This window comes from Nocardioides alcanivorans (genome assembly GCF_021555175.1).
Taxonomy (GTDB): domain Bacteria; phylum Actinomycetota; class Actinomycetes; order Propionibacteriales; family Nocardioidaceae; genus Nocardioides; species Nocardioides alcanivorans.
On the sequence record NZ_JAKGRW010000019.1, the window covers coordinates 439,713 to 465,643 of the forward strand.

General features: G+C 68.2%; 28 protein-coding genes and 4 pseudogenes. 12 read left to right on the forward strand and 20 right to left on the reverse strand.

The window, feature by feature from the left end; genetic code table 11:
- Window position 1: 1 nt before the first annotated feature.
- The 4 genes and pseudogenes from L1066_RS12540 (at window position 2) to L1066_RS12555 (ending at window position 3,810) form a co-directional block, all read left to right on the forward strand.
- A pseudogene (locus tag L1066_RS12540) lies at window positions 2-1,404 on the forward strand (MFS transporter).
- Window positions 1,405-1,533: 129 nt separating this feature from the next.
- The gene (locus L1066_RS12545; protein WP_235736638.1) at window positions 1,534-1,995 is read left to right on the forward strand and encodes a hypothetical protein; all 462 of its coding nucleotides are present in this window, start codon (window positions 1,534-1,536) and stop codon (window positions 1,993-1,995) included.
- Window positions 1,996-2,116: 121 nt separating this feature from the next.
- Window positions 2,117-2,494: a YciI family protein gene (locus L1066_RS12550; RefSeq protein ID WP_235736639.1), complete on the forward strand. Its 378-nt coding sequence runs from the start codon at window positions 2,117-2,119 to the stop codon at window positions 2,492-2,494.
- A gap of 44 nt (window positions 2,495-2,538) precedes the next feature.
- On the forward strand, window positions 2,539-3,810 hold the full coding sequence (locus L1066_RS12555; RefSeq protein ID WP_235736640.1) for an RNA polymerase sigma factor: 1,272 nt from the start codon (window positions 2,539-2,541) through the stop codon (window positions 3,808-3,810).
- Between the two features lie 257 nt (window positions 3,811-4,067).
- Here L1066_RS12555 and L1066_RS12560 read toward each other — a convergent pair whose 3' ends face one another.
- From L1066_RS12560 to L1066_RS12575, 4 genes are all read right to left on the reverse strand, one after another.
- Complete coding sequence (locus L1066_RS12560; RefSeq protein WP_235736641.1) at window positions 4,068-4,481, reverse strand: TetR/AcrR family transcriptional regulator; 414 nt, start codon at window positions 4,479-4,481, stop codon at window positions 4,068-4,070.
- Between the two features lie 143 nt (window positions 4,482-4,624).
- The gene (locus L1066_RS12565) at window positions 4,625-5,428 is read right to left on the reverse strand and encodes an SDR family oxidoreductase (protein WP_235736642.1); all 804 of its coding nucleotides are present in this window, start codon (window positions 5,426-5,428) and stop codon (window positions 4,625-4,627) included.
- Window positions 5,425-5,652: a hypothetical protein gene (locus L1066_RS12570; protein WP_235736643.1), complete on the reverse strand. Its 228-nt coding sequence runs from the start codon at window positions 5,650-5,652 to the stop codon at window positions 5,425-5,427. The genes L1066_RS12565 and L1066_RS12570 overlap by 4 nt, the downstream gene beginning before the upstream one ends.
- The gene (locus L1066_RS12575) at window positions 5,607-6,515 is read right to left on the reverse strand and encodes a DUF1214 domain-containing protein (protein ID WP_235736644.1); all 909 of its coding nucleotides are present in this window, start codon (window positions 6,513-6,515) and stop codon (window positions 5,607-5,609) included. Before L1066_RS12575 ends, L1066_RS12570 begins: the two co-directional genes overlap by 46 nt.
- Before the next feature lie 310 nt (window positions 6,516-6,825).
- Between L1066_RS12575 and L1066_RS12580 the strand changes: the two genes are divergently transcribed.
- The 3 genes from L1066_RS12580 to L1066_RS12590 all read left to right on the forward strand — a co-directional run bounded on the left by L1066_RS12580 (window position 6,826) and on the right by L1066_RS12590 (window position 8,124).
- Window positions 6,826-7,221, forward strand: a complete 396-nt coding sequence (locus tag L1066_RS12580; RefSeq protein ID WP_235736645.1) for a hypothetical protein — start codon at window positions 6,826-6,828, stop codon at window positions 7,219-7,221.
- 11 nt (window positions 7,222-7,232) lie between these two features.
- Complete coding sequence (locus L1066_RS12585) at window positions 7,233-7,652, forward strand: GIY-YIG nuclease family protein (protein WP_235736646.1); 420 nt, start codon at window positions 7,233-7,235, stop codon at window positions 7,650-7,652.
- A 118-nt stretch (window positions 7,653-7,770) separates the two neighbouring features.
- Window positions 7,771-8,124 (forward strand): EthD domain-containing protein, encoded by a 354-nt coding sequence (locus L1066_RS12590; RefSeq protein WP_235736647.1) that lies wholly within the window; start codon window positions 7,771-7,773, stop codon window positions 8,122-8,124.
- A 274-nt stretch (window positions 8,125-8,398) separates the two neighbouring features.
- Here L1066_RS12590 and L1066_RS12595 read toward each other — a convergent pair whose 3' ends face one another.
- From L1066_RS12595 to L1066_RS12610, 4 genes are all read right to left on the reverse strand, one after another.
- The gene (locus L1066_RS12595) at window positions 8,399-8,764 is read right to left on the reverse strand and encodes a phosphomannose isomerase type II C-terminal cupin domain (protein ID WP_235736648.1); all 366 of its coding nucleotides are present in this window, start codon (window positions 8,762-8,764) and stop codon (window positions 8,399-8,401) included.
- Window positions 8,765-8,930: 166 nt separating this feature from the next.
- Window positions 8,931-9,887: a CAF17-like 4Fe-4S cluster assembly/insertion protein YgfZ gene (gene ygfZ, locus L1066_RS12600; protein WP_235736649.1), complete on the reverse strand. Its 957-nt coding sequence runs from the start codon at window positions 9,885-9,887 to the stop codon at window positions 8,931-8,933.
- Between the two features lie 131 nt (window positions 9,888-10,018).
- Entirely contained in the window at window positions 10,019-10,438 is a 420-nt protein-coding gene (locus tag L1066_RS12605; protein WP_235736650.1) for a Fur family transcriptional regulator, read from the reverse strand.
- Window positions 10,439-10,451: 13 nt separating this feature from the next.
- Window positions 10,452-10,946, reverse strand: a complete 495-nt coding sequence (locus L1066_RS12610; protein ID WP_235736651.1) for a heme-binding beta-barrel domain-containing protein — start codon at window positions 10,944-10,946, stop codon at window positions 10,452-10,454.
- Between the two features lie 44 nt (window positions 10,947-10,990).
- On the opposite strand from L1066_RS12610, the gene L1066_RS12615 reads away from it, so the two are divergent.
- A complete protein-coding gene (locus L1066_RS12615; RefSeq protein WP_235736652.1) occupies window positions 10,991-11,353 on the forward strand; it encodes a DsrE family protein in 363 nt (120 codons plus the stop codon).
- A 36-nt stretch (window positions 11,354-11,389) separates the two neighbouring features.
- On the opposite strand, the gene L1066_RS12620 is transcribed toward L1066_RS12615, so the two are convergent.
- A complete protein-coding gene (locus L1066_RS12620; RefSeq protein ID WP_235736686.1) occupies window positions 11,390-11,857 on the reverse strand; it encodes a GNAT family N-acetyltransferase in 468 nt (155 codons plus the stop codon).
- Between the two features lie 31 nt (window positions 11,858-11,888).
- Entirely contained in the window at window positions 11,889-12,365 is a 477-nt protein-coding gene (locus tag L1066_RS12625; protein ID WP_235736653.1) for an SRPBCC domain-containing protein, read from the reverse strand.
- 16 nt (window positions 12,366-12,381) lie between these two features.
- Here L1066_RS12625 and L1066_RS12630 point away from each other — a divergent pair, with 16 nt between their 5' ends.
- Window positions 12,382-12,765, forward strand: coding sequence for an ArsR/SmtB family transcription factor (locus L1066_RS12630; RefSeq protein ID WP_235736654.1), 384 nt, complete (start codon window positions 12,382-12,384; stop codon window positions 12,763-12,765).
- Here L1066_RS12630 and L1066_RS12635 read toward each other — a convergent pair.
- The 10 genes and pseudogenes from L1066_RS12635 to L1066_RS12675 form a co-directional block, all read right to left on the reverse strand.
- On the reverse strand, window positions 12,728-13,189 hold the full coding sequence (locus L1066_RS12635; protein ID WP_235736655.1) for a hypothetical protein: 462 nt from the start codon (window positions 13,187-13,189) through the stop codon (window positions 12,728-12,730). The two genes, L1066_RS12630 and L1066_RS12635, sit on opposite strands and share 38 nt — an antisense overlap.
- A 319-nt stretch (window positions 13,190-13,508) precedes the next feature.
- Window positions 13,509-14,894: an amidohydrolase family protein gene (locus L1066_RS12640; protein ID WP_235736656.1), complete on the reverse strand. Its 1,386-nt coding sequence runs from the start codon at window positions 14,892-14,894 to the stop codon at window positions 13,509-13,511.
- On the reverse strand, window positions 14,891-16,198 hold the full coding sequence (locus tag L1066_RS12645) for a CoA transferase (protein ID WP_235736657.1): 1,308 nt from the start codon (window positions 16,196-16,198) through the stop codon (window positions 14,891-14,893). The genes L1066_RS12640 and L1066_RS12645 overlap by 4 nt, the downstream gene beginning before the upstream one ends.
- Complete coding sequence (locus L1066_RS27740) at window positions 16,185-17,240, reverse strand: enoyl-CoA hydratase/isomerase family protein (RefSeq protein ID WP_235736658.1); 1,056 nt, start codon at window positions 17,238-17,240, stop codon at window positions 16,185-16,187. Before L1066_RS27740 ends, L1066_RS12645 begins: the two co-directional genes overlap by 14 nt.
- Before the next feature lie 20 nt (window positions 17,241-17,260).
- On the reverse strand, window positions 17,261-18,313 hold the full coding sequence (locus L1066_RS12655) for an LLM class flavin-dependent oxidoreductase (protein ID WP_235736659.1): 1,053 nt from the start codon (window positions 18,311-18,313) through the stop codon (window positions 17,261-17,263).
- Window positions 18,314-18,405: 92 nt separating this feature from the next.
- Complete coding sequence (locus L1066_RS12660; RefSeq protein WP_235736660.1) at window positions 18,406-19,233, reverse strand: ABC transporter permease; 828 nt, start codon at window positions 19,231-19,233, stop codon at window positions 18,406-18,408.
- Complete coding sequence (locus L1066_RS12665) at window positions 19,230-19,580, reverse strand: hypothetical protein (protein WP_235736661.1); 351 nt, start codon at window positions 19,578-19,580, stop codon at window positions 19,230-19,232. The genes L1066_RS12660 and L1066_RS12665 overlap by 4 nt, the downstream gene beginning before the upstream one ends.
- Window positions 19,581-19,622: 42 nt before the next feature.
- Window positions 19,623-19,757: pseudogene (locus L1066_RS28615) on the reverse strand (nitrate ABC transporter ATP-binding protein); the annotation flags it as partial.
- 32 nt (window positions 19,758-19,789) lie between these two features.
- Window positions 19,790-20,035: pseudogene (locus L1066_RS28620) on the reverse strand (ATP-binding cassette domain-containing protein); the annotation flags it as partial.
- 117 nt (window positions 20,036-20,152) lie between these two features.
- A complete protein-coding gene (locus tag L1066_RS12675) occupies window positions 20,153-21,166 on the reverse strand; it encodes an ABC transporter substrate-binding protein (protein ID WP_235736663.1) in 1,014 nt (337 codons plus the stop codon).
- A 125-nt stretch (window positions 21,167-21,291) separates the two neighbouring features.
- On the opposite strand from L1066_RS12675, the gene L1066_RS12680 reads away from it, so the two are divergent.
- From L1066_RS12680 to L1066_RS29175, 3 genes and pseudogenes are all read left to right on the forward strand, one after another.
- Window positions 21,292-22,350 (forward strand): zinc-dependent alcohol dehydrogenase, encoded by a 1,059-nt coding sequence (locus L1066_RS12680; protein ID WP_235736664.1) that lies wholly within the window; start codon window positions 21,292-21,294, stop codon window positions 22,348-22,350.
- A complete protein-coding gene (locus tag L1066_RS12685) occupies window positions 22,347-23,105 on the forward strand; it encodes an SDR family NAD(P)-dependent oxidoreductase (RefSeq protein ID WP_235736665.1) in 759 nt (252 codons plus the stop codon). Before L1066_RS12680 ends, L1066_RS12685 begins: the two co-directional genes overlap by 4 nt.
- Before the next feature lie 10 nt (window positions 23,106-23,115).
- Window positions 23,116-25,915 (forward strand): annotated as a pseudogene (locus tag L1066_RS29175) (FAD-binding and (Fe-S)-binding domain-containing protein).
- Window positions 25,916-25,931 lie beyond the last annotated feature (16 nt).

Genomic DNA, 25,931 nt, shown 5'->3' on the forward strand with positions numbered 1-25,931 from the left:
CTTGCAACCAGGCTCTCGACTGCTCCTGCCCACCCTGCTCCTCCTGACGACCGTCGGCGGGATCGTCAGCGGCCTGGGCGCATCACTGGTCCCCACGATCGCGCGAGATCTCGATGTCTCCCTCGGCGCAGCCCAGTGGTCCCTGACTGCGACGATGGTCACCGCCGCAGTCGCCACGCCCGTGCTCGGCCGCTACGCGGTGGCCCATCGGCGGCGCCCGATCATCCTGTCCGGCCTTGCCGTGGTTGCTGCCGGGACGGTGCTTGCTGCACTGGCCATCGAGTTGCCAGCGCTCGGGCTGCCGGCGCTGATCGCCGGTCGCTCGCTCCAGGGCATCGGCATGGCACTCGCTCCCTCGCGATGGCCATCGCCCGCGACGTGCTTCCTCCCCAACGCATCGGCTCCGTCATGGCGGTGCTCTCGGTTGGCATGGTGGCGGGCGCCGGGCTGGGCTTTCCACTGACCGCGTTCGTCGCCCAGTTGGGCGGCTTGGCAGCCGCATTCTGGTTCGGCACCGTGCTCACCGCACTGACGCTCGCCCTGGCCTGGCGGCAGTTGCCCAGGGCGCCGTACGCGACGATCGCGCGGACCCGGATCAGCGAGTCCTTGCTCCTCGGCACCAGCACGCTCTGCTTCCTGCTCGGGGTCAGCCAGACGACCACTTGGGGATGGGGTGACCCGCGGACCCTGGCGCTTCTCGTGGCCGGCACGGCAGGTGTCGCGACCTGGGTCCGTTTGACCCTCAGCGCCGCGAGCCCCTTGGTCGACCTGCGCTTGGCATTCGGCACGGCAGCACTCGGCCCGAATCTGGCAGCGGTCTCCGCAGGCACGGGAATGTACATGGGTCTGACCCTGATGATGGTGCTGGTGCAGACCGAAACCCCCAGCGGCTGGGGCATGGGCAAGTCGGTGCTGGTTGCGGGACTTCTGCTCGTGCCCTATTCGGCGATGAGCGTCCTCGGCAGTCGCATCTCGCTGTTCGTGGGCCGCTTCGTCGATCCTGCCACCGTCCTGCCGTTCGGGTGCGGGATCTATCTGATCTCGACACTGCTTCTCGCAGTGGCGCACGATCAGACCTGGCACGCCGTGGTGGCGATGGTGCTGGCTGGGCTGGGCAGCGGCGGCACCTTTGCGACACTGCCGGTCCTGCTCATTCGAGTGGTTCCGGCAACAGAGACCAGCAGTGCACTCGCCTTCAACCAGGTGCTGCGCTATTTCGGGTTCTCCGTCGGCAGCGCGCTCGGCGTCACCGTACTGACCTTGGCGAGCACGGACACGATGGATGAGCGAGGCTTCGTGGTCGCCTCGCTGGTCAATGCAGCGGTGTGGGTCCTCGCGATCATTGCCATCGTCGGCTTCGGACGGCGCAGAAGAGGACTCGATCCGACGCAGCGACCCACGTGAGCTGGCCTTGGAGCACTTGCCCATCCGTTTTGCCCCGGAAAGGGCCCGCCTTCTGCCATGATCAAGCGTTTGCACCCAACAATGCGGGCACCCACTGCTGCACCCATCACCACACCCTGAGGAGCAGGAATGAAACGTAGCGTCTCGTCCGTCGTCGCCGCAGCAGTCGGCCTCGGCCTGGCCATCCCCTTGATGACCGCAACGCCGGCCATGGCAGCAAAGTCGGTGAAGTCGAAGTCATCCCCCACGATCACTGCCATCGCACCCGCTGACACCGGCGCCGTCGTGTTCTCGGGCAAGGTCAAGGCCAGCAAGAAGAAGTCCATCTGCCGCGCGAAGCGCAAGGTGACCCTGACCCAGGTCGAGCAGAAGCTCGTCGCGGGCAAGGCAAAGACCGACAAGAAGGGTCAGTGGAAGGTCACCTTCGACGGGGAGACCATCGCCCCGGGCCCGTTCAAGGTCCAGGTGGCCAAGAAGGTCGTGAAGCAGAAGGGCAAGAAGAAGGTCGTGTGCAAGGGCGGCAAGCGCACCTACACACTCGAGCAGATCGAGAAGTTGCTCGAGCAGTCGCTCGAACAGCCCCTCATGTGATGGGCGAAACCCCTACGGCGAAAAATACTCTCCGCGTGATGTCGAACGCGCAGGATGTCGTTCGACGTAGGGGTGAGTCGACCACCGAGCAGCGGTGGCACCACAGCTGAGGAGCAGAGCAATGCCGCGGTTCATGGGTTTCGTGAGGATGGAAGAGGGCATCGGCGCGCCGCCCCAGGCGATGTTCGACGCGATGGACGCCTACATCAGCGAGCAGGCGCAACAGGGTCACTTCCTGGACGGGGGTGGCCTGTATGGCACCGAGGATGCGGTGAACTTCGTCGTCCGCAAGGGTGAGACGACGCGCGTCGACGGCCCCTACGCCGAGGCCAAGGAGATCGTCGGCGGTTGGTCGCTGCTCCAGTACGACGACCTGGAGTCCGCGATCGCCGCGCAGCAGGAGTTCGCCGAGTTGCACGCCAAGTATTGGCCCGGGTGCGAGATCGTCGCCACGTTGCGTCAGGTCTCGGAGGCGCCGCAGGAGTCGTCCGACGCCTGAGCACTCCCCACGCACGGCCATGCGGTCGGCCCTAGGCTGACCGCATGGCCAAGACCACCGGCGAGACGATCACAGCCACCTGGCGTGAGGAGTCCGCGCGGCTGGTCGGCGCCCTGGCCCGGATGACCCGGGATCTCGATCTCGCCGAAGACCTGGCGCAGGACGCGCTGGTGAGCGCGCTCGAGAGTTGGCCCGCCCACGGCATTCCCGACAACCCCGGCGCCTGGTTGATGACGACTGCCAAGCGTCGCGCCATCGACAGCTTCCGGCGGGCCGACAACCTGCGTCGCAAGACCGAGGAGATCGGTCAGGCCCTCAGCGAGGAGGAGCAGATGCCTGACCTCACCACGCAGGTCGACTTCATCGAAGACGACGCCCTCCGACTGATTTTCCTGTCCTGCCACCCACAGCTCACTCCAGAGTCGCGTGCCGCATTGACGCTTCGCCTGGTCGGCGGGCTGACGACTGCGGAGATCGCGCGCGGCTTCCTGGCCACCGAGACCGCAATGGGGCAGCGAATCTCCCGGGCCAAGAAGACGCTCAGCGAAGCACACATTGCCTTCGATCTCCCCGACGTCGCCGAGCGCGCTGACCGGCTCGATGACGTGATGGCCGTGATCTATCTGATCTTCAACGAGGGCTACACCGCGACCGCGGGCGACGACTGGATGCGGCCCGAGCTGACCAACGAGGCCATCAGGCTGTCCCGGATGCTCGCCGAACTGATGCCCGACGAGCCGGAGGTGCATGGGCTGCAAGCTCTCCTGGAACTGCAGACCTCTCGCGCCGCCGCCCGCGTCGACGTCGAAGGCCGGGCGGTGCTGCTCGATGACCAGGACCGCAGCTTGTGGGACCAGGGCCTGATCCGACGGGGGCTGGCCGCCTTGGAGCGCGCGGAACAGCTCGCCGTACGCGGCAAGCCGGTCGGTCGCTACTACCTGCAGGCAGCGATCGCGTCTCGACATGCTCGCGCATCGACACCCGAGGAGACCGACTGGCGCGCCATCGCGATCGTGTACGACGTGCTCGCCGAGACTGCCCCCGGCGCGGTCGTGGAAGTCAACCGCGCCGTGGCGCACGGTCGAGCATTCGGCCCGGAATCGGGCCTCGCGATCCTCGATGACCTCTCCGAGCGTGCGCTTGCCGGTTCGCACCTCCTGCCCAGTGTGCGCGCCGACCTTCTCGCCCGAGCTGGTCGCCATGACGACGCAGCCGCGTCGTTCCGCGAGGCGGCGTCACTGACCTCCAACATGAGCGAACGATCGTTGTTGCTTGATCGCGCCGAACGGTCCCAGAGGACCGCAGCGGGAAGCTGACCCCTCTCCGGTTGCACAGGACTCTTGGTGGCGGGTGGGGCATGACCTGGCGGCGGCCAGCCGAACTTGGGCGGCCGGCCGATCTCAGTCCCGCCGCGCGACGGCGGTGAGGGCCCCGGTCACCATGTCGACGAGATCGACGATCCGCGCCTGGTAGCTCCCCGGGTCCGCGGAGCTCTCGATCATGGCCACTTCGGTCACCACCATCGAACTCGCGAGCCGGATCCTCCGGCGGGCCACCTCGGGGTCGAGGTGGGTCAGCGCCTGGGCCAGGTGCTCGGCGACCTCGCGCGCTGCGCCGGCGTACTCCCCAACGGCTCAACCCCTTCGGGGCCGTGCGAGAGCGCCACCAGCGCCTGCTCGATGAACCGCGCATAGTGGGGAGTTGGCCGGGTGCTCATCGCGAACTCGGCGAAGGGCATGACATGGGCCTCGACCAGCGCTCGGACGTCGCGGTCCTTGCCTTCGGTTGTCAGCTCCTGCAGTCGTTCGCGTCGGACTTCGTTGATCTGATCCATCCGGCGTTTGAGGATCGCGCTGACCAGGCCGTCCCGGCCGCCGAAGTGGTAGTTCACCGCCGATGCATTGCGTTGTCCGGCCTCGACCGCGATGTCACGGGTGGGCACGGCCTCCAGGCCACGTTCGGCGTACATCCGCTCTGCGACGTCCATGAGTCGCTCCCGGGTGCTCGGGGGCGCGCTGTCATGATCCTCATCCTCCTTGCCAGCACGGGCAGAGCGCCGGTGCGCCGGACAGTCTCACATGCACCGGTCCGCGACCGACGCACGACTGGGACCGCCCGGCGTACGGAGCCTCACACCGCTTCGGGCCCTCGGAGCACGGCTTCCGCACCGCCGTCCACGAAGATCACCTGTCCGGTCAAGTGGGTGTTGTCTCGGCTCACCAGCCACACCAGCGGATGCGCGATCGCCTCCGGTGGCAACCACGTCCCGAGCTTCGAGGGTACGGCGCGCTCGGCTTGCGCGCGGCCCTCGGCCGAGGCCCGGCGGGCTGCGGACATTGGCGTCGCGACCATGCCCGGGCCGACGGCGTTGAGCGTGATCCCGGCTCCGGCCCACTCATCGCTCACTGCCGAGGACCGCACCCAGCGGGCGACCGCCAACTTCGAGCCGCTGTAGAGCGCGGGCGCGGGGCCGTCGACGGTGAGTTCCCGGGCCCGAGCGAGGGCGCGCGGCTCGTCGAGTGCTTCGCACGCCGCCAGCAGCTCATCATCGCGTCCGTGGAGCGAGGCGATCGAGGAGACCACCACGGCCCGCGGCTGACTGGACCGAGCGAGCGCTGGCCGGCAGCCCTGCAAGAACTCCACGACCCCGAAGAAGTTCACCTTCACATCGAGGTCCGACTGCGAAGCAAGGCCGGCGCAGGCCACCACGCCGTCGATGGTGCCCCCGGCCAGCTCCAGTGCCTGGGCCACAGCGCCGCTGCGTCCCTCAGGAGTGGAGAGGTCAGCAACGACATCCGTCTCGTCCTTGTCGACTCCGATCACCTTGTCACCGGCTGCACGCAACAGATCAGCAGCGCTCTGACCGATCCCGGATGCAGAGCCGGTCACCACGACGGTGCGCGGTTCGCGCCTGGCGTCCTGACCGCCACTCATCGGGCTGCTCCACGGATCCAACGATCGGCGTCTCGCCGACGCGTCGCCAGCTGTTCCCGGCGCTGACCTGCGTCGATGCGCCCGCCATGGAGTGCCCGATCACCGTCCGCCAGCTCACCGACCGCGATCAGCCGGCTGGTGGGGGCAACGGGGTTCTTCGCCCACACGCAGCGCATCATCAACAAGGCCCGCGGCGAGGTGCTGCAGTCGATCCAGTTGCGCACCCCGGGTCCTCGACCGAGACCACGACCCGCACGCGGCCGTCAGGGTCCGCGACCAGCTGGTCGTGGTTCAGGGAGGTCAGCCCGTTGCGGGCGTCCAGCGACTCCCACCAAGGAAAGGAATAGAGCTGGAAGGACCAGTAGCGCGCGTCCGGCTCGTCGAGCTCGATCGCCAAGCCCTGGGGGCCCTCGAGGTCCAGTCGAGTGAAGGCATAGCTGATCTGGGCCGAGCCCTGCGAGCTCACGAACGGCTTGGGCAGGCTGTTCACGGGCAGCGGGTGCGCCCGATTGAGCAGGGATGACGGCCAGTGGCGCACCGCACCGGCAAGCCACTCCGCAGCGTTGTCCACCTGCTCTGCGATCTTCTCGTTCGTGAGCACCGCGGGTGTGAGCGGGCCGTCATCGATCCGGGTGATGCTGAATCCGCCCACTCGGTGCTCGTCCCAGGCCGTGCCGTACTGACGCACCCAGAGTCGCTCAGCCTCCGGGTGCAGCGGGAACCAGTTGACGTCGCTCCGCTCGGGTCCACCGAGGTAGAGATCCAGGGTGCCGTCGTCATTGAGCTTGAAGTCGTCGATGCTCCAGTCGTCGAGGACTGCGAAGCCTTCAGGCAGGTGCCAGATGCCTCGGATGCTCTGCAGGAGCAGGCCCGCCGACCGCGACAGGTCCGCGTGCACGTGGTAGGCGTGCGAGGGGTCGACCGCTGCCGAGAGGTACTCGTTGTCGACGTTCGGACCACCCCAATTGTTGACCTGGTCGATGCAGCGGAACCACTGCGGGAAGAGCGGGTCGGCGTACTCCACCTCGTGGTGCAGGGCGGCGATCGCTGCCCGACCCACATAGCGAACGCCTTGCGCCCTGATCACGGGGTCAACGGAAACCTCGTGTTCCTCAATCCAGCGTGCGGATGCGCGCAGTCCGTCAGCGAACCGGTCCCAGCTGGAGGACGGTTGACGGGCAGGCTGTTCCGGAATGGACATCGGACCTCCAAGAAGTGCGGCTGAGCGCCAGGGAGGAGCCCCTGACGCACTTTAATGACTATCATTAAAGTGCGACTCGCTGTCAATCCCGGTCCCGGTCACGTCGTGACGTGACCGAGACCCCGGCCCAGAGCCGTTGGCGCCTGGTGGATCGACAGGCCCTGCGCGCACCGTTGTGCAGCACTAGCCTCCTGCCATGGTCCCCATCACGCTTGCGACGCTGCTTCCGGCGGAGTTCGATGCTTCCCGCTGCAAGGTCAACTTCGCGGTCCACAACGGCGAGGCGCACCCGATCGACGTCCTCGGCAACGACCCGGGCGAGTGGCAACGGTGGAACTCGTGGCGCAACGTCAATGACGACTTCAACCGGCAGTTCATCTTCTCGCTCGCGCAGGACCGACACGACACCACTCTCTGGTTGTTCGGGGGATCTGGGAGGTCACGGCACGCCGTCCGGAGCCGCGAACACATTCCTACGATGTCGTCCTCCGAACGGACCTCATGGGAGGTTTCATTCGCAGGCTCTATGTCCGCATGGCACTCGCAGGTCGAAACCGTCGCCGCAACATGGAAGCCTGTCTCGACTTCATGACGGTGGCCTCGGTGCTGGAAGAACCGTTCACCGGCGATCCGTTTCCCGGCCACGACCGCATCGACCACTCGCTGGCCCAGATCCAGAGCATCGTGAAGCAAGCCCGACCGGATTGGCGGATCGCCCTGGAGAACATGAAGGGCGTCTACGTCATTCACGACCAGTCGACCGGCGAGCCCTACGTCGGCTCGGCGTACGGCGACACCGGTATCTGGCAACGCTGGTCCTCCTACGCCGGCACTCTCCACGGCGACAACGTGGGGCTGCGCGACCACCTCACAGCGAAGGGCGAGGACCACTTCCGCAACAACATGCGATTCGCACTGCTGGAGTTCTGGTCGATGCGCATGGACGACCAACACGTGATCGACCGCGAGACCTACTGGAAGAAGGTCCTGCTCTCCCGGTCACTCGGTCACAACAAGAACTAGTGGCGCCGATAGGGCACCTGGCCCGCGGGTGCGGCGATCCCGATCCGCAGGCTTCACCCCCATCACAGTCAGCGAGACCGTGAGTTCCAACCGTTGGCCCAAGACATAGCCTCACGCCATGATCAAAGCCATCGCTCTCCTTGCCCGCAAGCCCGAGCTCACCCACGCCGAGTTCGTCGACTACTACGAGAACAACCACTCGAAGCTCGTCCGCAGCCTGCTCCCGCAGATCGGCGACTACCGGCGCAACTACATCGATCGCGACTCGATGGTCGGCGCCCCTACCGCGACCGATCCTGACTTCGACGTGATCACCGAGATGTACTTCGAGGATCGGGCCGGGTTCGACGCCATGCTTGCTCTGCACTCCACACCCGAGATCAGGGCGGCCATCGAGGCCGACGAAGCGAACTTCCTGGACCGGACGCGCACCCGGATGTTCGTCGTCAACACACATGAGAGCACTTCCTGATCCATCAAGGAACCTGCCAAGCTCCCGTGGCCGGGCAGTTGAGGACAGCTCGTGGCGCAACGCCCCGCTGCATGCACCCCGCACGTTCCGGAGCCTCAGCCCTGGTCATCAAGTGACTCGGTGGGCACCATGTCGCGAGCATCCTCGAGGCACAAGTTGAGCGCTACGTAGAGGCGGCCAGGGAATAGCCCGCCACGACCCACCGCAGCACGGGCGAAGACTGCAGCGGGACAACCGCTACCAACGACTGCATCAACCCGGTCTGCAACGCGGATCAGGCGATTTCGGACTCGCCCTCACGCCCGTAATCGTCCTCGATCCGGCAGATGTCGTCCTCACCGGTGTAGGCGCCGTGCTGCACCTCGATGATGATCAGGTCTTCGGAGTGCTCGTTGGTGATGCGGTGGGCCGCACCCTTCTCGACGTCGATCGACTCACCGGGGCCGGCGACGATCGTCTCACCCTCGACTACACAGGTGGCGATGCCGTAGATGATCACCCAGTGCTCGGAGCGGTGCTTGTGGGTCTGGTAGGAGAGGCGCTGACCAGGCTTCACCTGAATGCGCTTGACCTTGTAGCCCTGACCGTCGTCGATGACATGCCACGAGCCCCAGGGGCGGACTGCTGATTCGAGTGCCATAACGATCCGTTCAACGAGGGTGCTGCCCCGACGTTACCCAACAGTCATGGAAGGCGCACGGGGGTCAGTGCGGTTTCGATACGGGCTGTTAGGGCGTGGGTCTCGACAAGCTCGACCACCGAAGACGGCTCGACCACCGAAGGACGGCTCGACCACCGGGTGTGGGTCAGCCGCGGAGGTTGGGGCGGACGTGGAGGCCGATCTCGGGGTCGACCAAGACCTCCTGGCCGGCGGGGATGCCGTCGGCATCGAGGGTGGCATCGACGGCGACGTTGCGCTTGATCACGGCGAGCCCGATGGGGCCGAGCTCGTGGTGGCGCGCCGACGAGCCGACGAAACCGATCTCCTTCTCGCCCAACCGCACCGGGGCACCCTGCTTCGGCAACCTGTTCTCCGAGCCGTCGAGGTGCAGCAGCACCAGGCGACGCGGCGGACGGCCGAGAGTGTGCACCCGGGCCACCGTCTCCTGGCCGCGGTAGCAGCCCTTGTCGAGATGAACGGCGGAATTGATCCAGCCGACCTCGTTGGGGATCGTGCGGTGGTCGGTGTCGATGCCGAAGCGCGGCTCGCCGCGCTCGATGCGCAGCGCCTCGAAGGCCCACAGGCCCGCGGCAGGGCCGGCGGCCTTGGCGTATTCGTCGAGCCGTTCCCGCGGGATGAACTCGTAGCCGTCGAACGCCGTACCCACGCGCTTCGCCGGACGCCACGTGGTCGCCAGCTCAGAGGTGACGTCGTCGATCTCGACGCGCATCATGAAACGCATCTTGGTGAGGAAGTCGATGAGCGCGGCCCCGGCCCCGGGCTCCAGGTGCCCCACGAACACTTCACCGTCGTCGTGGCCGAAGACCGCGTGCTCCACGTGGCCCTGCGGACTCAGCACCAGGAAGGCGGTGGGCTGCCCGCTCGCCAAGGCGTCACGGTGCTGGGTGGTGAGGTTGTGGAGCAGTTCGAGCCGGTCGGGCCCGGAGATGCGGACGACGTCGCGGTGGGAGAGGTCGACGAATCCCTCCCCCTGGTCGAGTGCACGCTGCTCGAGGTTGAACGAACCGTAGTGAGCAGCGACGGGGGCATCGACACCGTCGCCGGCCACTGCGCCGGGGAGGGAGAGCAAGGGGCTGGCCATGCGTTCAGCCTACGTCGGCGCAGGTGGGGGTCTCGACAAGCTCGACCACCGGAAGGGGGCTCGGCCACCGGAAGGGGGCTCGACCCACCGGGGAGCGGGGGTCTCGACAAGCTCGACCACCGGAAGGGGGCTCAGCTATCGGCCTCAGCGCACGAGATGCAGTGACCGAAGACGGTGAGGTGGCCGATGTCGGGCACGAAACCGTGCTCGCCCTCCAGCGCGGTCACCACCGGTGCGATGACCTCGGGGTCGACCGAGTCCACCCGTCCGCAGCGGCGGCAGATCAGGTGGAAGTGCTCGTGGCCCGAGACGGAGTGGTACGTCGGCGCACGGTCGCTGATGTGGGCGTGCCGCACGAGCCCCAACTGCTCGAGCACCTCGAGGTTGCGATAGACCGTCGAGAGGCTGATGCCTTCGAGCTCCTTGGCGACCTCGGCATGCACTGCGTCAGGGGTGGCATGGCCCAGGCGGTTGACTGCTTGCAGCACCGACTGGCGCTGCGGGGTCATCCGTCGCCCGCTGCGGTGGATCTTGTCGGCGAAGTCGGTCACGAGTCCCCTCAGGTCACTGGCGTTGGAGGCGCGCCCACAGGTGCGGTTGGAGGGGCTGGCCCATGGCCGCCATGTCGTAGGCATAGAGAAGGTCGCCCTCGACGTACCCGTAGAGGCGGTGTCCGGCGGTGACCTCCTTGGCACTCTCGGTGCGTGCGACCGCGTCGGTCTGCACTTCCAGCTTGGCGTCGCCGGCCTCCCCGACCCAGATCTCCGCGACGCCACTCGCGTGGGTCAGCAGCATCTCGATCTTCCCCTCGGGGCGGCAGCGAATGAATCCGGTCTCGATGGCGCCGTCGCGCACCTTGTTGCCCTCGTCATCGATCAGCCAGGCACGTGCCATGTAGTGGAAGAACGGACGGCCGTCGTGGACGAAGATCAGCTCCTGCCCGAACTGGAACTTGTCGATCGTCGGGTAGTCACCGTGGCCGTTGCCGCGCCACGTGCCCAGCATCCAAGCGATGGGGGCGCAGTCAGGGTGCAGATTGTCAGGGAGCTCGAACGGCATGGGGCCAGTCTAGTGGCGTCATCACCCCGAGTAGATTCCCCCGCATGACCCGGTCTCTGGTGGTGAAGGTGACGTGCGGCGCCGAGGATGCGGAGCGCTGCAACCAGGCATTCAACGTGGCGGCGCTGGCTGCCGCCTCCGGCGTCGAGGTCAGTCTGTGGCTTGCTGGAGAGGCTGCCTGGTTCGGCGTTCCCGGCAAGGCCGAGGAGTTCTCCCTCCCCCTCGCCTCGCCCCTGGCCGACCTGCGCGACACCGTGCTCGCCGCGGGCACCGTGACGGTGTGCAGCCAGTGTGCGGAGCGTCGCGAGATCAGCGCCGACGACCTGCTCCCCGACGTACGCGTCGCCGGCGCTGCGGCCTTCGTCGAGGAGTCGCTGCGCGAAGGTGTGCAGGCGCTCGTCTACTGACTTCGAGCTCTCGATGTCCGGTGACCGCACGAGAGGTCACAACTCGCGGAGGTAGCAGAGCATCCGGTAGTCGGTACCGGGCTCGATGTTGACGAACCCGTGCCGTTCGTAGAACCGACGGGCATCGACGTCGATCTCGTCCACGTTGATGTGCATCTCGATCGCGCCCCGTCCCTCGACTTCGACAGCGGCCCTGGTCAGGAGAGCGGTGCCGATCCCCCGGCCGCGCAGGTGGGGCCGGACATAGAGCTCTTCCAACTGCGCGAGCGGCCCGTCGCCGTACGGCGTGGGGCGGAGCGTGAGGTAGGCGAAGCCGGTCGCCTCTTCCGGCCCGGCGAGCAGTACGAGGACGTCGTCACGGAGAAGCAGCGACGCGAACCGGCGAGCGAACTCCTGTGCCGGCGGCGTGGGCGTCTCGAACTCGATGTTGAAGTCGAACAGCAGTCCACCGACCACGTCGGCATCCTCGAGGGCGGCGGCGCGTACCTCACTCATGGGTCTGATCGTGCCACCTGTCGCGCTACCTCTCCCGTGGTCAGCGGTAGAAACCCTCGCGCAGGTTGATGCCGTGCTCGACCCACGCCTTGAGGGCGGCAAGCATGCCGACCCAGCCCGCGCAGTTCCCGAACGCACTGCTCGCACCGTCGGGAGTGGGTTGCCACGACGACTCGGTGATCGTCACCAGGGTCCGGGTGTCGTCGTCGATCGGCTCGAACTCGAACGTCGTCCTGGTGGTTCCGGTCCCGCCCGCGGTGTCTTCCCCCTCCCACTCGATGACGATCCGACGCGGCGGGACCGCCTCGATCACCGTGACCGGGAATGCGCCGGGGAAGTCGTGGAAGTCCCACATCACCTCCGACCCGGGCTGCAGACGCCCTCGGGCGCCACCGGTGGTGAAGTAGTGCGACAGCTGCTCGGGATCGGCGACGGCCTCGTAGACCTCGGCACACTGCCGCGCGATGCGGCCGGAGACGGTGAAGGAGAGGGCATCAAGGCGGGGCGCGTCGTTCATGTTGTAAAATTATCACATGTCTACGTCGCCAGCTCCGAGCTCCGATGACGATCGCGTGTTCAAGGCGCTGGCGTCCCCCGTACGCCGCCGCATGCTCGACGCGCTGAAGCAGTCCCCGCACACGACCGGTTCGCTCTGTGCGCTGCTGCCCGAGCTCGACCGCACGACGGTGCTGCAACACCTACGCGTGCTGGAGGGCGCCGAGTTGGTGAGTGGACGCAAGATCGGGCGCGAGCGCCACCTGACCCTCTCCCCCTTGCCGATCAAACGCATCCACGATCGTTGGATCAGTGACTACACCCGTGCTGCCGTCGAGCTGCTCGACCGACTCAGTGGCGATGCCGAGCCAGCGAGAGGCGGCGTCACTGCCGAAGCTGCTCAACCAAGTCGGCAAAGGTGAGACCCGGCCAAGAGTGCAACGGTTCGTCGCCTTGGTCCACCACGAACGACTGGGGGTGCATGCCGCCCAACAAAATGGCGTCCGTCGGCAACTGTCCGTGCCATTCTTCGCGGATCACCGACGGACTCGCCACATGCTCGGCGTCATCACGTGGACGGGCGATGACGACGACTTCCAGACCCGCTCGCAAGCTCTCGCGCACCTCGGCCAGGGAGGGTGCGGCGTCGTTCGGCAAGACCTGCCCGTCCTCGTCCAGGGCGCCGACCCCGCGCGGCAGCGAGACATGGACCAGGTCGTCGCGGACGAGAGATTCTTCGTCCTTGAACACCTGCACCACCCGGACCGACACCACCACGCTGTTGTCGCGGGTGTCGAAGGGCTCCGACGTCGAGATGAGGGCCGGCCCCTCCTGGACGCCGACCACAACGCCGCGCACCGCGATAAGAGAGACAAGAGACTATCCGGGTTCACGGATACAAGACGCGTTAGGAGACGCATGTCCAGGACGTAACCATGAGCCCTCCGGATCAACCAGGGGTCACCGTGTGATTGCAAGGATCTTCTGCTGGAAGTTGACACGGGAGTGACAACTTCCGGCACTGATCTCCGTCGTGACGGTCAGCAGCCCGGGCTCGATGCTGGAGGACTCGTTCTCCGGCTTCGTTCCGGAGTGACGTGGACGGCTGTCTCGCCGCTCTTGCCCTGGACGGCCGATCGGCCTGTTGCCGGACACCGGCAAGTCGTCAGCCGACGTGCAGGTCGCCACCGCTCAGCGTCGCACGCACCAGCTCCCGGTGGGGGTTGGCGAGCGCCTCATCGCGGCCAGCGCGCAGGAGCAGCAGATCTGCCGCACCGCCGACCGCCACCCGCCGGGGTGGGCCGCCGGGCTCTTCTGCTGCGGAGAGATAGCCGGACAGAGCCGTCGCAGTGCTGACCGACTCGGCGGCCCCGAGCACTGCGCCGTCTGCAGTCTGCCGGCTGCGAGCAGTGGCGACGATCTGCCAGGGATCGAGGTCGCCGAAGGGCGCGTCGCTGGAACAGGCCGTCGGAATCCCGGCACCGACCAGTCGTTGGTTCGGGCAGAGATCCAGCAGGTCGTGCGGCTCCACCTCGACCAGGTATTCGCGGCCCCGCGTGCGGAGCAGGTCGGGTTGGACGATGACACGCAGACCCAGGCGCTTGATCTCCGGGAGCAGGGCCTGAGGGCAGACGGAGGCATGCTCGATGCGGTCGCCGGGGACCACCCCTACCTCGTCGAGCACCGCCAGGGTGAGCACCAGTGACTCGACCGTGACGCAGTGGACGGCGACGGCGCGGCCGGTGGCCCGATGCCCCTCGACTGTGGCGGCGAGCTGGTCATAGGTGGGCAGGTCGTGGTCTCGCAGCAGCAGCTTCGCCGGCCCTCCCACCAAGGGCTGTGGTGGCGATGCTCCAGCACCGAGCACGGTGATGGCGACGGGCAGTCGACCGTCGGTCGCAGCTTCGGCCAGCAGCCGTGCCGCGGTCTCGTCGAGATCAGGGGTCGCGTCGGTGACACCGGTGATGCCCAGCGACCGGAGTCGCTGCCCGACCGCGCCGAGGTCTGGCTCCCGGAGCGGCAGTTCAGGTGCGAGCCGGGAGTCGTAGCGCCAAAGACGACCCGTCGGCTCTCCCTGTGCGTCGCGCTCGACGTCGTCGGAGTCGTCGAGAAGATGCACCACTCGTTGCAGCGCCAAGGAGTTGAGCACCCACAATGCGCCGCCCCGATGCTGGATCCGCACCGGACGATCGGGCAGCAGTCGGTCGAGCACGTGTCGGTCGAGCGGGCCTGTCTTCGCATCGTGGTGGCCGATGCCCCGGACCCAACCGTCGGGGTGTTGGTCTGCCCGCAACGCTGCCCCGAGCTCGGCCAGCCCCGGAGCGGCGACAGGCGAGCAGTCGACCGAGGTGAACGCGGCGGCCAGTGACAGCACGTGCAGGTGATGGTCATGGAGACCCGGGAGCAGCCAACCGCCCGCAGCCTCGATCACGGTGTCTCCCGCGGCAGGTCGGCCGTCACCGCCGGCGAGGATCCGACCCACGCGCCCGTCCCTCACGCAGACGTCTGCCCGGTGTCCCTCCCACTCCACGTCCAGCAACCACGTCGTCATCGGAACACCGCCCGATTGTCTGCACCGATCCCACGGGCGGTTGATGTCACAGCCCGCGCCCAGGGCTCCTCGACCCGGATGGCGCCGCCCTCGTGCTCGACCCACCAGCCGTCCACCCGCTGGTGCACAGCGTGCGGGGCAATCCCAGCCATGGCGGCCCGGGCGGCTCGCGCTGCGTGCCACATCGACACCTCGATCAGCTCTGCCTGCTCGCCTTCGAGGTTTCGCGCTGCCGCGACCGCGGCGACGACGCCGGTCAGCGGGTCGGCGAGGGCGTCCCCACAGGGGACCGGGGTACCCGCCTCGTCGCGGACGAACAGTCCCGCCGAGACGGCCACGTCGTCGCCGAACCCGACCGTCTCCGAGTCCCGGCCGCGGGCAGTGATCGAGAGCCACGACGTACCGGCGTCGACCACCGCCTCCGCATCGATCCCCAGTTGCCTCAGGGCCCTGGGCCGCGAGCTCTCGAGCACGACGTCGGCCCGGGCGACCAGGTCGGCCAGCTGCCGACGACCGGCCGCGCTGGTGAAGTCGAGCGCCACCATCTGGTGGCCGGCGTGCAGGAGATCGAAGAACGAGGCCGGTCCGCGGCGGGCACCGTCGGGCCGGGCGAGTGCCTCGACCTTCACCACCCGACACCCGGCCAACCCCAGCAGATGGGCGCAGAGCGGGCCCGCCCACAACGAGGTCAGGTCGATGACCAGAGGGGCCACGGATCGGCCGCGTGCGCCTCCCTCGTGACGCGTCCGTGCGCCGGCGCCCCATGCGGGGTCCGCTTCCAGCGCCAAGGGAACGTCCGGGACGCCTGCGGCCGGGATGCCCAGCAGCTCGGCGCAGCCAACTGCCTCCTCGGTGGCCAGCTGCGCGGCCCACGAGGCCACGGCATTCCAGGCCCACTCGGGGGCCCGGCCGTCTCCGCCCTGCAGGGCGTCGACCCGGCGCACGAGCGCATCGCTGCCGAGCAACGCGGGCAGGAGTTCGAGGTCTGACTGCCTGGCCAAGGAGAGCCCGACGTGCCCGTCGCGGGTGGGGACGGCACGGAACGCACCGCCGCAGGAGAGTGGTGCACGTCGACCAAGTGCCGCGATCGCCGCTCGCTCCCCCAGCAGTCGGGGATCGGGCAGGACAGGCCTGCGCCCCGTACGTCGCACCGTGGCGTCGGCCACCGCTGCCAGGGAGCGGGCAACCACCCCGGCCGGGTCACCGGGGGCGGCCTCGGGTGGGCCATCGGCGACTCCGGTCAGCGCCATCGCGCCGGAACGAGCCCAGGCCTCGAGCGCACCCAGGGCGTCAGACGAGCTCATCGACGAGTCCCCATGCGTGCGCCGCGGTGGCATCGAGCCGTGCTCCGCTGAGCACCATCCACGCCGTCCGCCACCGGCCGATCCGACGCGGGATGCTCACCGTGCCGCCGGCACCGGGAACCAGCCCGAGATCCAGCTCAGGCAGTTGCACCCAGGTGTCGCTGGTGGCACGCACGTGGCCGGCGAAGGCAGCCAGTTCGATCCCGGCGCCGACCGCGGCTCCGTGCAGCTGCACCATGACACGGTCGCGGAGCAGGTGCAGTTGACGACCAGGGTTGCGCGACATCCGAGCGCGGTAGGCCGCGACCGGGCTGCTCGCCGTACCGAACTCGTCGAGGTCGCCGCCGCTGCAGAAGATCCGGCCGGCGCCGCGCAGCTCCACCCGCTCGATGCTCGGATCGAGTTCAGGGAGTCGGAGTGCCTCGACGAGGGCGTCGCGCATCGCGGCGCCGAAGGCATTGCGGCGAGCAGGGTTGTCGAGCGTGATCATCAGGGTGGCATCGGGGCGCTCGAGCCGCACCGGTTCGCCCACCGTGGGCGTCGGACGTTGCGGGGTGGTGGCGCGCCAGCGCGCGAACTCGTCACCCCCGAGCAGCATCGAGTAGGCAGCGGCCTCAGCAGTGATCGCCTCGACCACGGGCAGGGACGACGTCACCCGGAGGAGTCCGTGCAACGCGATCGCCGCTCCCGGCGTCCCCAACACTCGGGCACAGAGGTCGTCGAGCGCCGCCTCGTCACCCTGGACGCACGTGCGGCCGGGTCCCGCAGGCGCGAGCGTGAGGGTGAGCTTTTCCAGCACCGGCTGTACCAGCTCGGGAAGCTCGGCGTGGGCGAAGCCGATCAGCACCGGGCCCGGGACGTCGAGTGCGCCAGCCAGTGCCGCCACCAGGTCGTCGGTCCACACCGTGTCGTCCAGGTCGACCACCACCACCGAGGTCGCCGGTGTGTCGTCGGTGTCGAGGAGGATGAACCCGGAGCTTGCGAGCGCGAGCAGCTCGTACGGCGTACGACGCACCACGCCGGATCCGGCCCTGGTCGTCACTGCCATTCACCTGCCTGTGCTCAGCCCGATCGGCCCCCGCTGCGGAGTGCCCGCAGCAGGTCCATGATCGGGTCGAAGGACCTGACGAGCTCACTGCCCTCGTTGCCGACAGCCTCGTCGCCCTCTTGATAACGCATGCCCGAGGCGTTGACCAGGATCAGGTCGGAGACGACACCACGGTAGCGATCGATGCCGGCGATGCAGTCGCCGACGGTCCCGCAGATGGTCAAGGCGTTCAGGACCTCATCGGAGACGGCACGGTGGGCGGCCAGGATGTCGTCTGCGGCGACGGCGTCGATGATCGCATCGGCGACGTTGGCATGGCCCTGTTGCCGTAGCAGGGAGTCGTAGTGGGGGTGTGGCTTCCCGGCGAAGAGATTGACCACCGCACTGCGGGCGGCATCGCGAGCGACCTCCCGGTCCTCGTGCACGGCCACGAAGGCCGACGCCATCACGCGGAAGTCGGCGTCCACGCCGACGAGTTCGTCGCGTAGGAGCTGACGGATGTGCTCCACGCCGAGCAGGCTTCCGAGGGCGACGCCGTCGGCGACCTCGCCCGCCATCCGGGTCATCCGCGGGGAGGTCGCGGCCAGCACCACGGGAAGATCAGGGCGCACGGGCTGCACCTGCGCATGCCAACCGGACGTCGAGTGCATGGTGCCGTCGTGGTCGACCCGGGTGCCACGCCCTGCGCGGGTGACCCGGTGCAGGACGGCCACGTAGTCGCGCATCTTGGCGAGCGGCTTGACGACGGGGATCCCCTGGTAGCGCTCGTTGGTGACCTTGTTGCCGCTGCCGACGCCGAGCACCAGCCGACCGTTGGAGAACTCGTCGAGGTCGACCGCAGCGATCCCGGTGAAGAGCGGACTGTGAGCGTGGGCATTGACGACGTAGGGGCCGATCTCGATCCGTTCGGTCGCAGCCGCGATGGCGGTGATCGTGACGAAGCCCGAGCGCCAGGCCTCCGGGAGGAACACTCCGTCAGCGCCGGCCGCCTCCGCCTCGACGGCGAGGTCGACCATGTCGCGCACCGTCATCCCGCCACCGCCGGCGAACATCAACGAGATCCGCATCTTGCTTCTCCTCAAGTGAAGGGGTCCCGACACGCCGGCTCCGAGCCGCACCGGGCGATTCGGAGCCGACGGGAACGGGCCGACGGGAATGATCAGTCCTGCCAGCGGAGCAGTCGACGCTCCACTGCCTGGAAGATCGCGTTGAGCACCACCGCCAGGATCACCAGTTCGATGATGATCGCGAACACCGTGTTGATCTGGTAGCCGGATGAGTAGAGGACGATGTCCTGGCCGATACCAGCGGTTGCCGCGATCATCTCCGAAGCGATGACGCCCAGGAGTGAATAGGTGAAGGTCAGCCGGAGCCCGGCGAACAAGGTCGGCACCGCCGACGGAAGGACAACCTTCCACAGCAGGCTGGCCCGCTTGAGGCCGACGACCTTGGCCATCGTCATCAGGTCGGGGTCGACCGACTTGACCGCCGAACGAGCGTTCTCGGCGAGGATGAAGAAGACGATCGTGACGGCCAGGAAGACCTTCGCGTCAGTGGTGAGACCGAACCAGGCGATGAACATCGGCGCGAGTGCGATGCGCGGGATGCTGTTCAGCGGCACCAGGAACGGGCCGAAGATGTCGTCGCACCACTTGCTGAGCCCGAGCACGAGACCAGCCACCGTGCCCACGACCGAACCGATCACGAAGGCCAGGGCCACCGCGGTCATGGTCGCCTTCATCGACTCGATGCCGGCTTCTGACGGCACGTACTCGAAGAACGCGGTCCAGACCTCGCTGGGTCGGCCAAACAGGAGCGGGTCGATCCACTCGCGTCGGGAGGCGAGCTCCCACAGACCGAGGAACCCGGCGACCAGGGCGACCTGGATCGCCGTGACGACCAGGCGTCGTACGGCGGTGGAGGGCGGGCGCACTGCCTCCTCATCGGATGGGGTGCCGACCGGAGGCGCCTCTTGCAGCGTGGTCATGGCGACTTCCTCTCTGCCGCGGGCCCCTGACCGTCGGCGATGGCGCCCTCGAGACGGTCGAAGAGTGACTGGGTGATCGACCGGAACTCCGGCGTGTACATCATTTCGCCGAGGTCCTCGGCGCGCGGCCGGGGCAAGTCGACGAGGATGTCCTCCGCCACGCGTCCCGGGTTGGGGAGCATGATGACGACCCGGTCGGCGAGCAGCACGGCCTCCTGGAGGTCGTGGGTCACGAAGAGCACCGTCTTCTTCTCTCCCTTCGCCTTCTGTCCCTCCCAGATCCGGAGGAACTCGGCCTGGAGGGTGAGCTTGGTACGCGCATCCAGGGCTGCGAACGGCTCGTCCATCAGCAGGATCGAGGGATCCGCCGCCAGCGTGCGTGCCAGCGCGACGCGCTGTCGCATGCCCTGGGACAACTGCATCCTGTATTGGGTGTGCTTGTCCTGCAGGCCGACGAGATCGAGCATCTCCATCGCCCGCGCATGCCGCCGCTTGCGATCCCAACCACGGACCTCCAACGGCACCTCGACGTTGCGACGTGCGCTGCGCCAGGGAGGAGAGCATCGCGCGCGAACATGTAGCCGATGTCCAGGTTGGCGACCTTCGGCGCCTTCTGGTTGACCCGCACCACTCCCGAGGTGGGCGAGACCAGCCCGGCCACCATGTTGAGCAGCGTGGTCTTGCCACAGCCGCTGGCACCCACCAGGGCGACGAACTGACCGGTGGGCACCTCGAGGTCGACGTTGTCCAGCGCGACCACGCTCTTGGCGACCGGAGCGTCCTTGCCACGCTGCTTCGGCATGGCGAAGACCTGGCGCACTCCTTCGAAGGAGAGCGTCGGTTCCCCTCCGCCCGTGGGCACGTCCGCGCTGTTCTTCACGCGCGTTCCCCTCCTGCTGAGATCGTGGAGCTCATGGCGTCACCGACCGACCGTGTCGACCAGTTCGGTGGCGTCGAGGGCCGGCTCCGGCTTGGTGATGCCCAGTTCCTCGTACTTGGCGAAGGAGGCTTCGAGGACGTCCACGGGCACGTCGGCCGAGTAGTCGACGTACGTCGCGAGTACGGCGTCGGCGACAGTCTCGTCGTTGACCCCGGTGTCCTTCATGAAGATCGCGCGGACCTCGTCGTGGTTGGCCTCGTCAGCGATGTAGTCCAGTGCCTTGGCGGTCGCGTCGCAGAAGGACTTGGCAGTCTCGGGATTGTCGTCCAGCCACTTCGTCGGGCCGACCCAGCCGCTGCCGTAGAGGTCTCGATAGATGCTGGTGTGCTCGGGCATGTAGATCAGCGTCTTGGAGACGCCGTTCTCCTCCAGCGTCTGGGTGCCGGGAGGGCTTGCCTGCGCAGCATCGACGTCGCCGTTCTGCAACGAGGCCTGCGTGACCGAGTTGCTACCGCCGACGTTGACCCAGGTGATGTCCTTGACGCCGGCCTCGTCGAACGCCGCCTCGAGCAGCATCTGGAACCCGGAACCGGCAGGAGTCTGGGCGCCGACCTTCTTGCCGTCGAGCGCCTTCAGGACCTCCTCGGGGGTGGCCCCGTCGTCCACGCTCGGCAGCTCGGAGTCCGCCGTGGCGATGATCGCCGACTGTGCGTAGCGGATGCCGCCGCAGAACATCTTGACGTCGCTGCCAGCCTGCACGCCCTGCGCGAAGGTCGTCGCCGACATCATGCCGGCCTGCGACTTGGTGGCCTCGATGGCCTGGATCCCCTGCAGGTTGTTCGGCTGCGCGATGATGTCGATCTTGACATCCGCGTCGTCGAAGAACCCCTTCTCCTGGGCCACCATCACGGGAAGGCGGTAGGCGACGCCGGGGAACATCATCACCTGCATCTCGCCGTCCGCCGGGCCCTCGTCGGAGCCCCCACATGCTGCTGTCGTCGCCAGGATCGAAAGCGAGACCAGCCCCGCCGCCAGCGTCTTCGTGACCTTCACCGGGGTACCTCCAAGAGCTCAAGAATCGGGCTTCGTTGTGATGCCCACCACTGAATAGTTCATCATGAGAAATAGCCTTGTCAAGCGAGTTGACACCTTTGGAGCAAATTCATCATGATCAAAACATGAACCGACCAGCCGACCTCGCCCGCACGCCGGCAGAACTGCTCGTGAGCGCGGAATCGATGTGGGCTGCGGCGCTTGCCCAGCCGGGGCACTTCAGCGATGTCACCGTGGCGCGACCCGTGACGGACGACCTCGAGGAGGGCGACGTGCTCGTCGAGGTGCGGGCGGGCGGGATCTGCGGAAGCGACGTACCGTTCTTCCGCGGCGCGCCGAACCGGACCGGACTCGACGTCGTACCCGGCCTCAGCGGTCCGGCAGGCTTCCCGATGCACGAGGTCGTCGGCACCGTGCTCGCGAGTCGGCACGACGGCCACCGGCCCGGTGACCAGGTCGTCGGCTGGGCCGAACGCTTCGACGGCCTGGCCGAGCTCGTGGTCACCGGCGGCGACAGCCTCGCGACCCACGACCCCGGATGGTCGGCGGCCGAGGCCGTCCTCCTGCAGCCGATCGCGTGTGTGCTGCACGCCGTCGACCGGCTCGGCGACGTCACCGGCAAGACCTGCGCAGTCCTCGGAGTCGGCCCGATCGGCGCCCTGTTCACCCACGTGTTGCGCACCCGCGGCGCCGGCCGGGTGATCGGAGTCGACCGGATCGACCGTTCCGCGGATGCCGGTGCTCTCGGCATCGACGAGTTCGTCTGCGCCGACACCGGGGAGTGGGCCGCCGCCTTGACTCCCGACCAGCGCCCGCAGGTCGTGGTGGAAGCGGTGGGGCACCAGGTGGCCACGCTGCAACACGCGATCGAAGCCTGCACGGAGGACGGGGTGGTCTTCTACTTCGGCGTCCCCGACTCAGACATCTATCCCCTCGACATGGAACGCCTGGTCCGCCAACACCTGACGCTCATGGCAGGCGGCACCCTGCATCGCGCCGATGCCCTCGCCCGCGCCGACCGCTACCTACTCGAGCACCCCACGCTGGCCAAGACCCTCGTCACGCACACCTTCGGTCGCACCGAGGTCCAAGCAGCCTATGAGCACGCCCAGCGGCCGGCGCAGGGCCGCTTCAAGGTCGTACTCGACCTGACCGACACCGTGAACTCCCAGGAGATGCAATGACAGAGCTCGAGAACCGCGTCGCCCTGGTGACCGGTGCAGCTGCCGGCATGGGCGAGGCGACCGCCCACGCGCTCGCCCGAGCCGGAGCGACCGTGGTTGTCTCGGACGTGCAGGAGCAGGCAGGCGAGGCCGTCGTCGCAGCCATCCGCGAAGCCGGCGGCAAGGCCAGCTTCTTCCGTGCGGACGTGTCGCGCGAGGAGGACGTCGCCGCGCTCGTGACCACCACCGTGGAGCGCCACGGCAGCCTCGACTGCGCTGTCAACAACGCCGCGGTCCGGCCCGACACCCGCCCCTTGGTCGACCTCGACATCGACGCGTTCGACCGGGTGATCGCAGTCGACCTGCGTGGCGTCGCGCTCTGCCTCAAGTACGAGCTCCGCCAGATGCAGGCCCAGGAGCGCGGGTCGATCGTGAACATCGGGTCGGTCAGCTCCCAGCGCCCACGGCCCAGCAACCCCGGGTACGTCGCCGCCAAGCACGGCGTCGTCGGCCTCACCAAGGTCGCCGCGATCGAGCACGGCAAGGACGGGATCCGGATCAACGCCGTGCTGCCGGGAGGGGTCGACACACCGATGATCCGGGAGGCTCGCGCGGCCAGCGGCATCGTCCCGAGCGACGAGTTCGCCCTCAGCCTCTTCGGGCGGCTCGGCACTCCGGACGAGATCGCGGAGGCTAGCCTGTGGCTGTGCTCCGACCGTTCGTCCTACGTGACGGGCCACAGCCTGGCCGTCGACGCCGGCTACCTCGCGCGCTGACCGGCGCGGCATGAAGAGAACGCGCGAGCTCGCCGAAGCACTTCGGCGCGCGGGCCTCGAGTTCCGCGATGACGCGGGCACCCGCGCGATGTATTCGTCGGACGCCTCGCTCTATCGAATCCCGCCCCTGGCGGTGGTGCGACCGCGCGACACCGACGACGTGGCGGCGACGTTGGACATCGCCCGGTCGACCGGCACGCCGGTCACCTCCCGCGGCGCCGGCACGTCCGTTGCCGGCAACGCGATCGGGCGCGGGATCGTGCTCGACTTCTCCCGGCACCTGGGCAAGGTCTTGTCGATCGACCCGGCGGACCGGACTGCCGTCGTACAGCCCGGCACGGTGCATGCGGTGCTGCAGGAGGCGGTGGCACCCCACGGACTGAGGTTCGGGCCGGATCCGTCGACACATTCACGCTGCACGATCGGCGGGATGATCGGAAACAACGCCTGCGGCTCACGATCGCTCGCCTACGGGCGGACCTCGGACAACGTCGCGGGACTCCGCATGTTGACCGCCGCCGGTGAGATGGTCGAGACCGGTCGCACCGACGGGCTGGCATGGGTCCGCGGCGGCGAAGACCTCGTGGACGACCTACGTCGGGTGATGGCGCGGCACCTGGCCACCGTGCGCACGGAGTTCGACCGGTTCGGACGACAGGTCTCCGGGTACGCCGCGCATCACCTCCTGCCCGAACGCTTCGACCTGACCCGGGCCCTCGTCGGCTCCGAGGGGACCCTGGGCATCGTCACCGAGGCGACCGTGCAACTGGTGACGGACGCTCCCGTACGTGTCGTGGCGGTGCTCGGATTCGACGACATCGTCGCCGCCGGTGAAGCGTCGGCCTCGGTCGTCGCGCACGGCCCCATCTCGTGCGAAGGCTTGGACTCGCGGCTGGTCGACGTCCTCCGGAGTCGACGCGGTGACGCTGCCGTCCCACCGCTCCCCCGCGGCCGAGCCTGGCTCTTCGTCGAGTTCGCGGGTGACCACCTGGGCGAGGTGCGTGACCGCGCCCGACGGCTCGTTGCCGACATCTCGTGCACCGACTCACTCGTCGTCGACGATCCGGCCCACCAGACCCGACTGTGGCGGATCCGGGAGGACGGCGCCGGGCTCGCCGGCCGCGCGCCTTCGGACCTGCCAGCCTGGCCGGGTTGGGAGGACGCCGCCGTACCGCCTGCATCGCTCGGTCGCTACCTCGCCCGGTTCGACGAGCTGGTCGCCGTGTACGGGATGACCTCAGCGCCGTTCGGTCACTTCGGTGAGGGCTGCCTGCACGTGCGGCTGGACCTCCCACTCGACCGCCCGGACGGCTCGGCCGTCCTGCGCGAGTTCCTCACCGAGGCGGCGAAGCTCGTCGGAGAGTTCGGTGGCTCGCTCTCCGGTGAGCACGGCGACGGACGCGCCCGCAGCGAGTTGCTCCCGCACATGTATTCCCCTGATGCGATCGCTCTCTTCGGGAAGCTCAAGCACGCCTTCGACCCCACCAACCTGCTCAACCCCGGCGTGCTGGTCGACCCGGACCCCGTGTCCGCAGACGTGCGGTTGGCCGGGCTCCCCGGTGCGGCGACAACTGGCCCTGGCCCATCCGCACGATGGCGGCGACTTCTCCCGGGCCGTACATCGCTGCACTGGCGTCGGCAAGTGCCGGGCAGACAACTCGGCCAGCTCCGGCGTGATGTGCCCCTCCTACCTCGCCACCCGCGAGGAGAAGGACTCGACCCGAGGCCGGGCGCGGGTGCTGCAGGAGGTGGTGAGGGGCGAGCTCGCCTGGGATGCGCCCGAGGTGCACGACTCCCTCGACCTCTGCCTGTCCTGCAAGGGCTGCGCCTCCGACTGCCCGACCGGGATCGACATGGCGACCTACAAGTCGGAGGTGCTCCACCAGACCTATCGGCGCCGGCTCAGACCGCGGCCGCACTACGCACTGGGACGGCTCCCGCTGTGGGCAGCGCTCGCCTCGCGCATTCCTCGTCTCGCCAACCTGCTCGTGCGATTGCCGCTCGTCGGCGCTCTCATCCTCCGTCTGGCAGGGGTCGACGCCCGCAGGTCGATCCCGCGGTTCGCACCACGACCGTTCCTGCGCACCTTCCGAGGCTCCGCGTCCGCAGGTCGCCCGGCGCTGCTCTTCGCCGATTCGTTCTCCAACCACTTCGACCCCGAGGTGCTGGCCTCGGTGGTGCGGGTGCTCGAGGGAGCCGGTTGGGCGCCGTACACGCTGGAGAAGCGGGAATGCTGCGGACTGACGTGGATCACCACAGGCCAACTGGATGCTGCGCGGCGGATCGTCAGCCGGACGGTGGCCGCACTGGCACCTGCCGCACGCGACGGCGTACCCATCGTGGGCATCGAGCCCTCATGCACGGCCGTGCTCCGCAGCGATGCCCTCGAACTGCTGCCCGGCGATGCCGATGCGCTCGCCGTGGCCGGGGCGACCCGCACCCTCGCCGAGCTGCTGGCCGAGACGGACGGCTACCAGCCACCGGACCTGTCCGACGTCGAGCTGGTCATCCAGCCGCACTGCCACCACCACGCAGTCCTGGGCTGGGATGCCGATGCCGCGCTGCTGGCCCGCACCGGCGCCAGGACGAACCGGCTCTCCGGCTGCTGCGGACTGGCCGGCAACTTCGGCGTGGAGATCGGCCACTACGACGTGTCCGTCGCCGTCGCCCAGCAGCAGTTGCTGCCGGCACTGGACGCAGCGACGGACGCCGTCGTCCTCGCTGACGGTTTCTCCTGCCGCACGCAGATCGCCGACCTGCGCGAGCGGCCGTCGGTGCACCTGGCCCAGTTGCTCGACCCGACCAGGTGAGCGTCGGGCGCCTTGG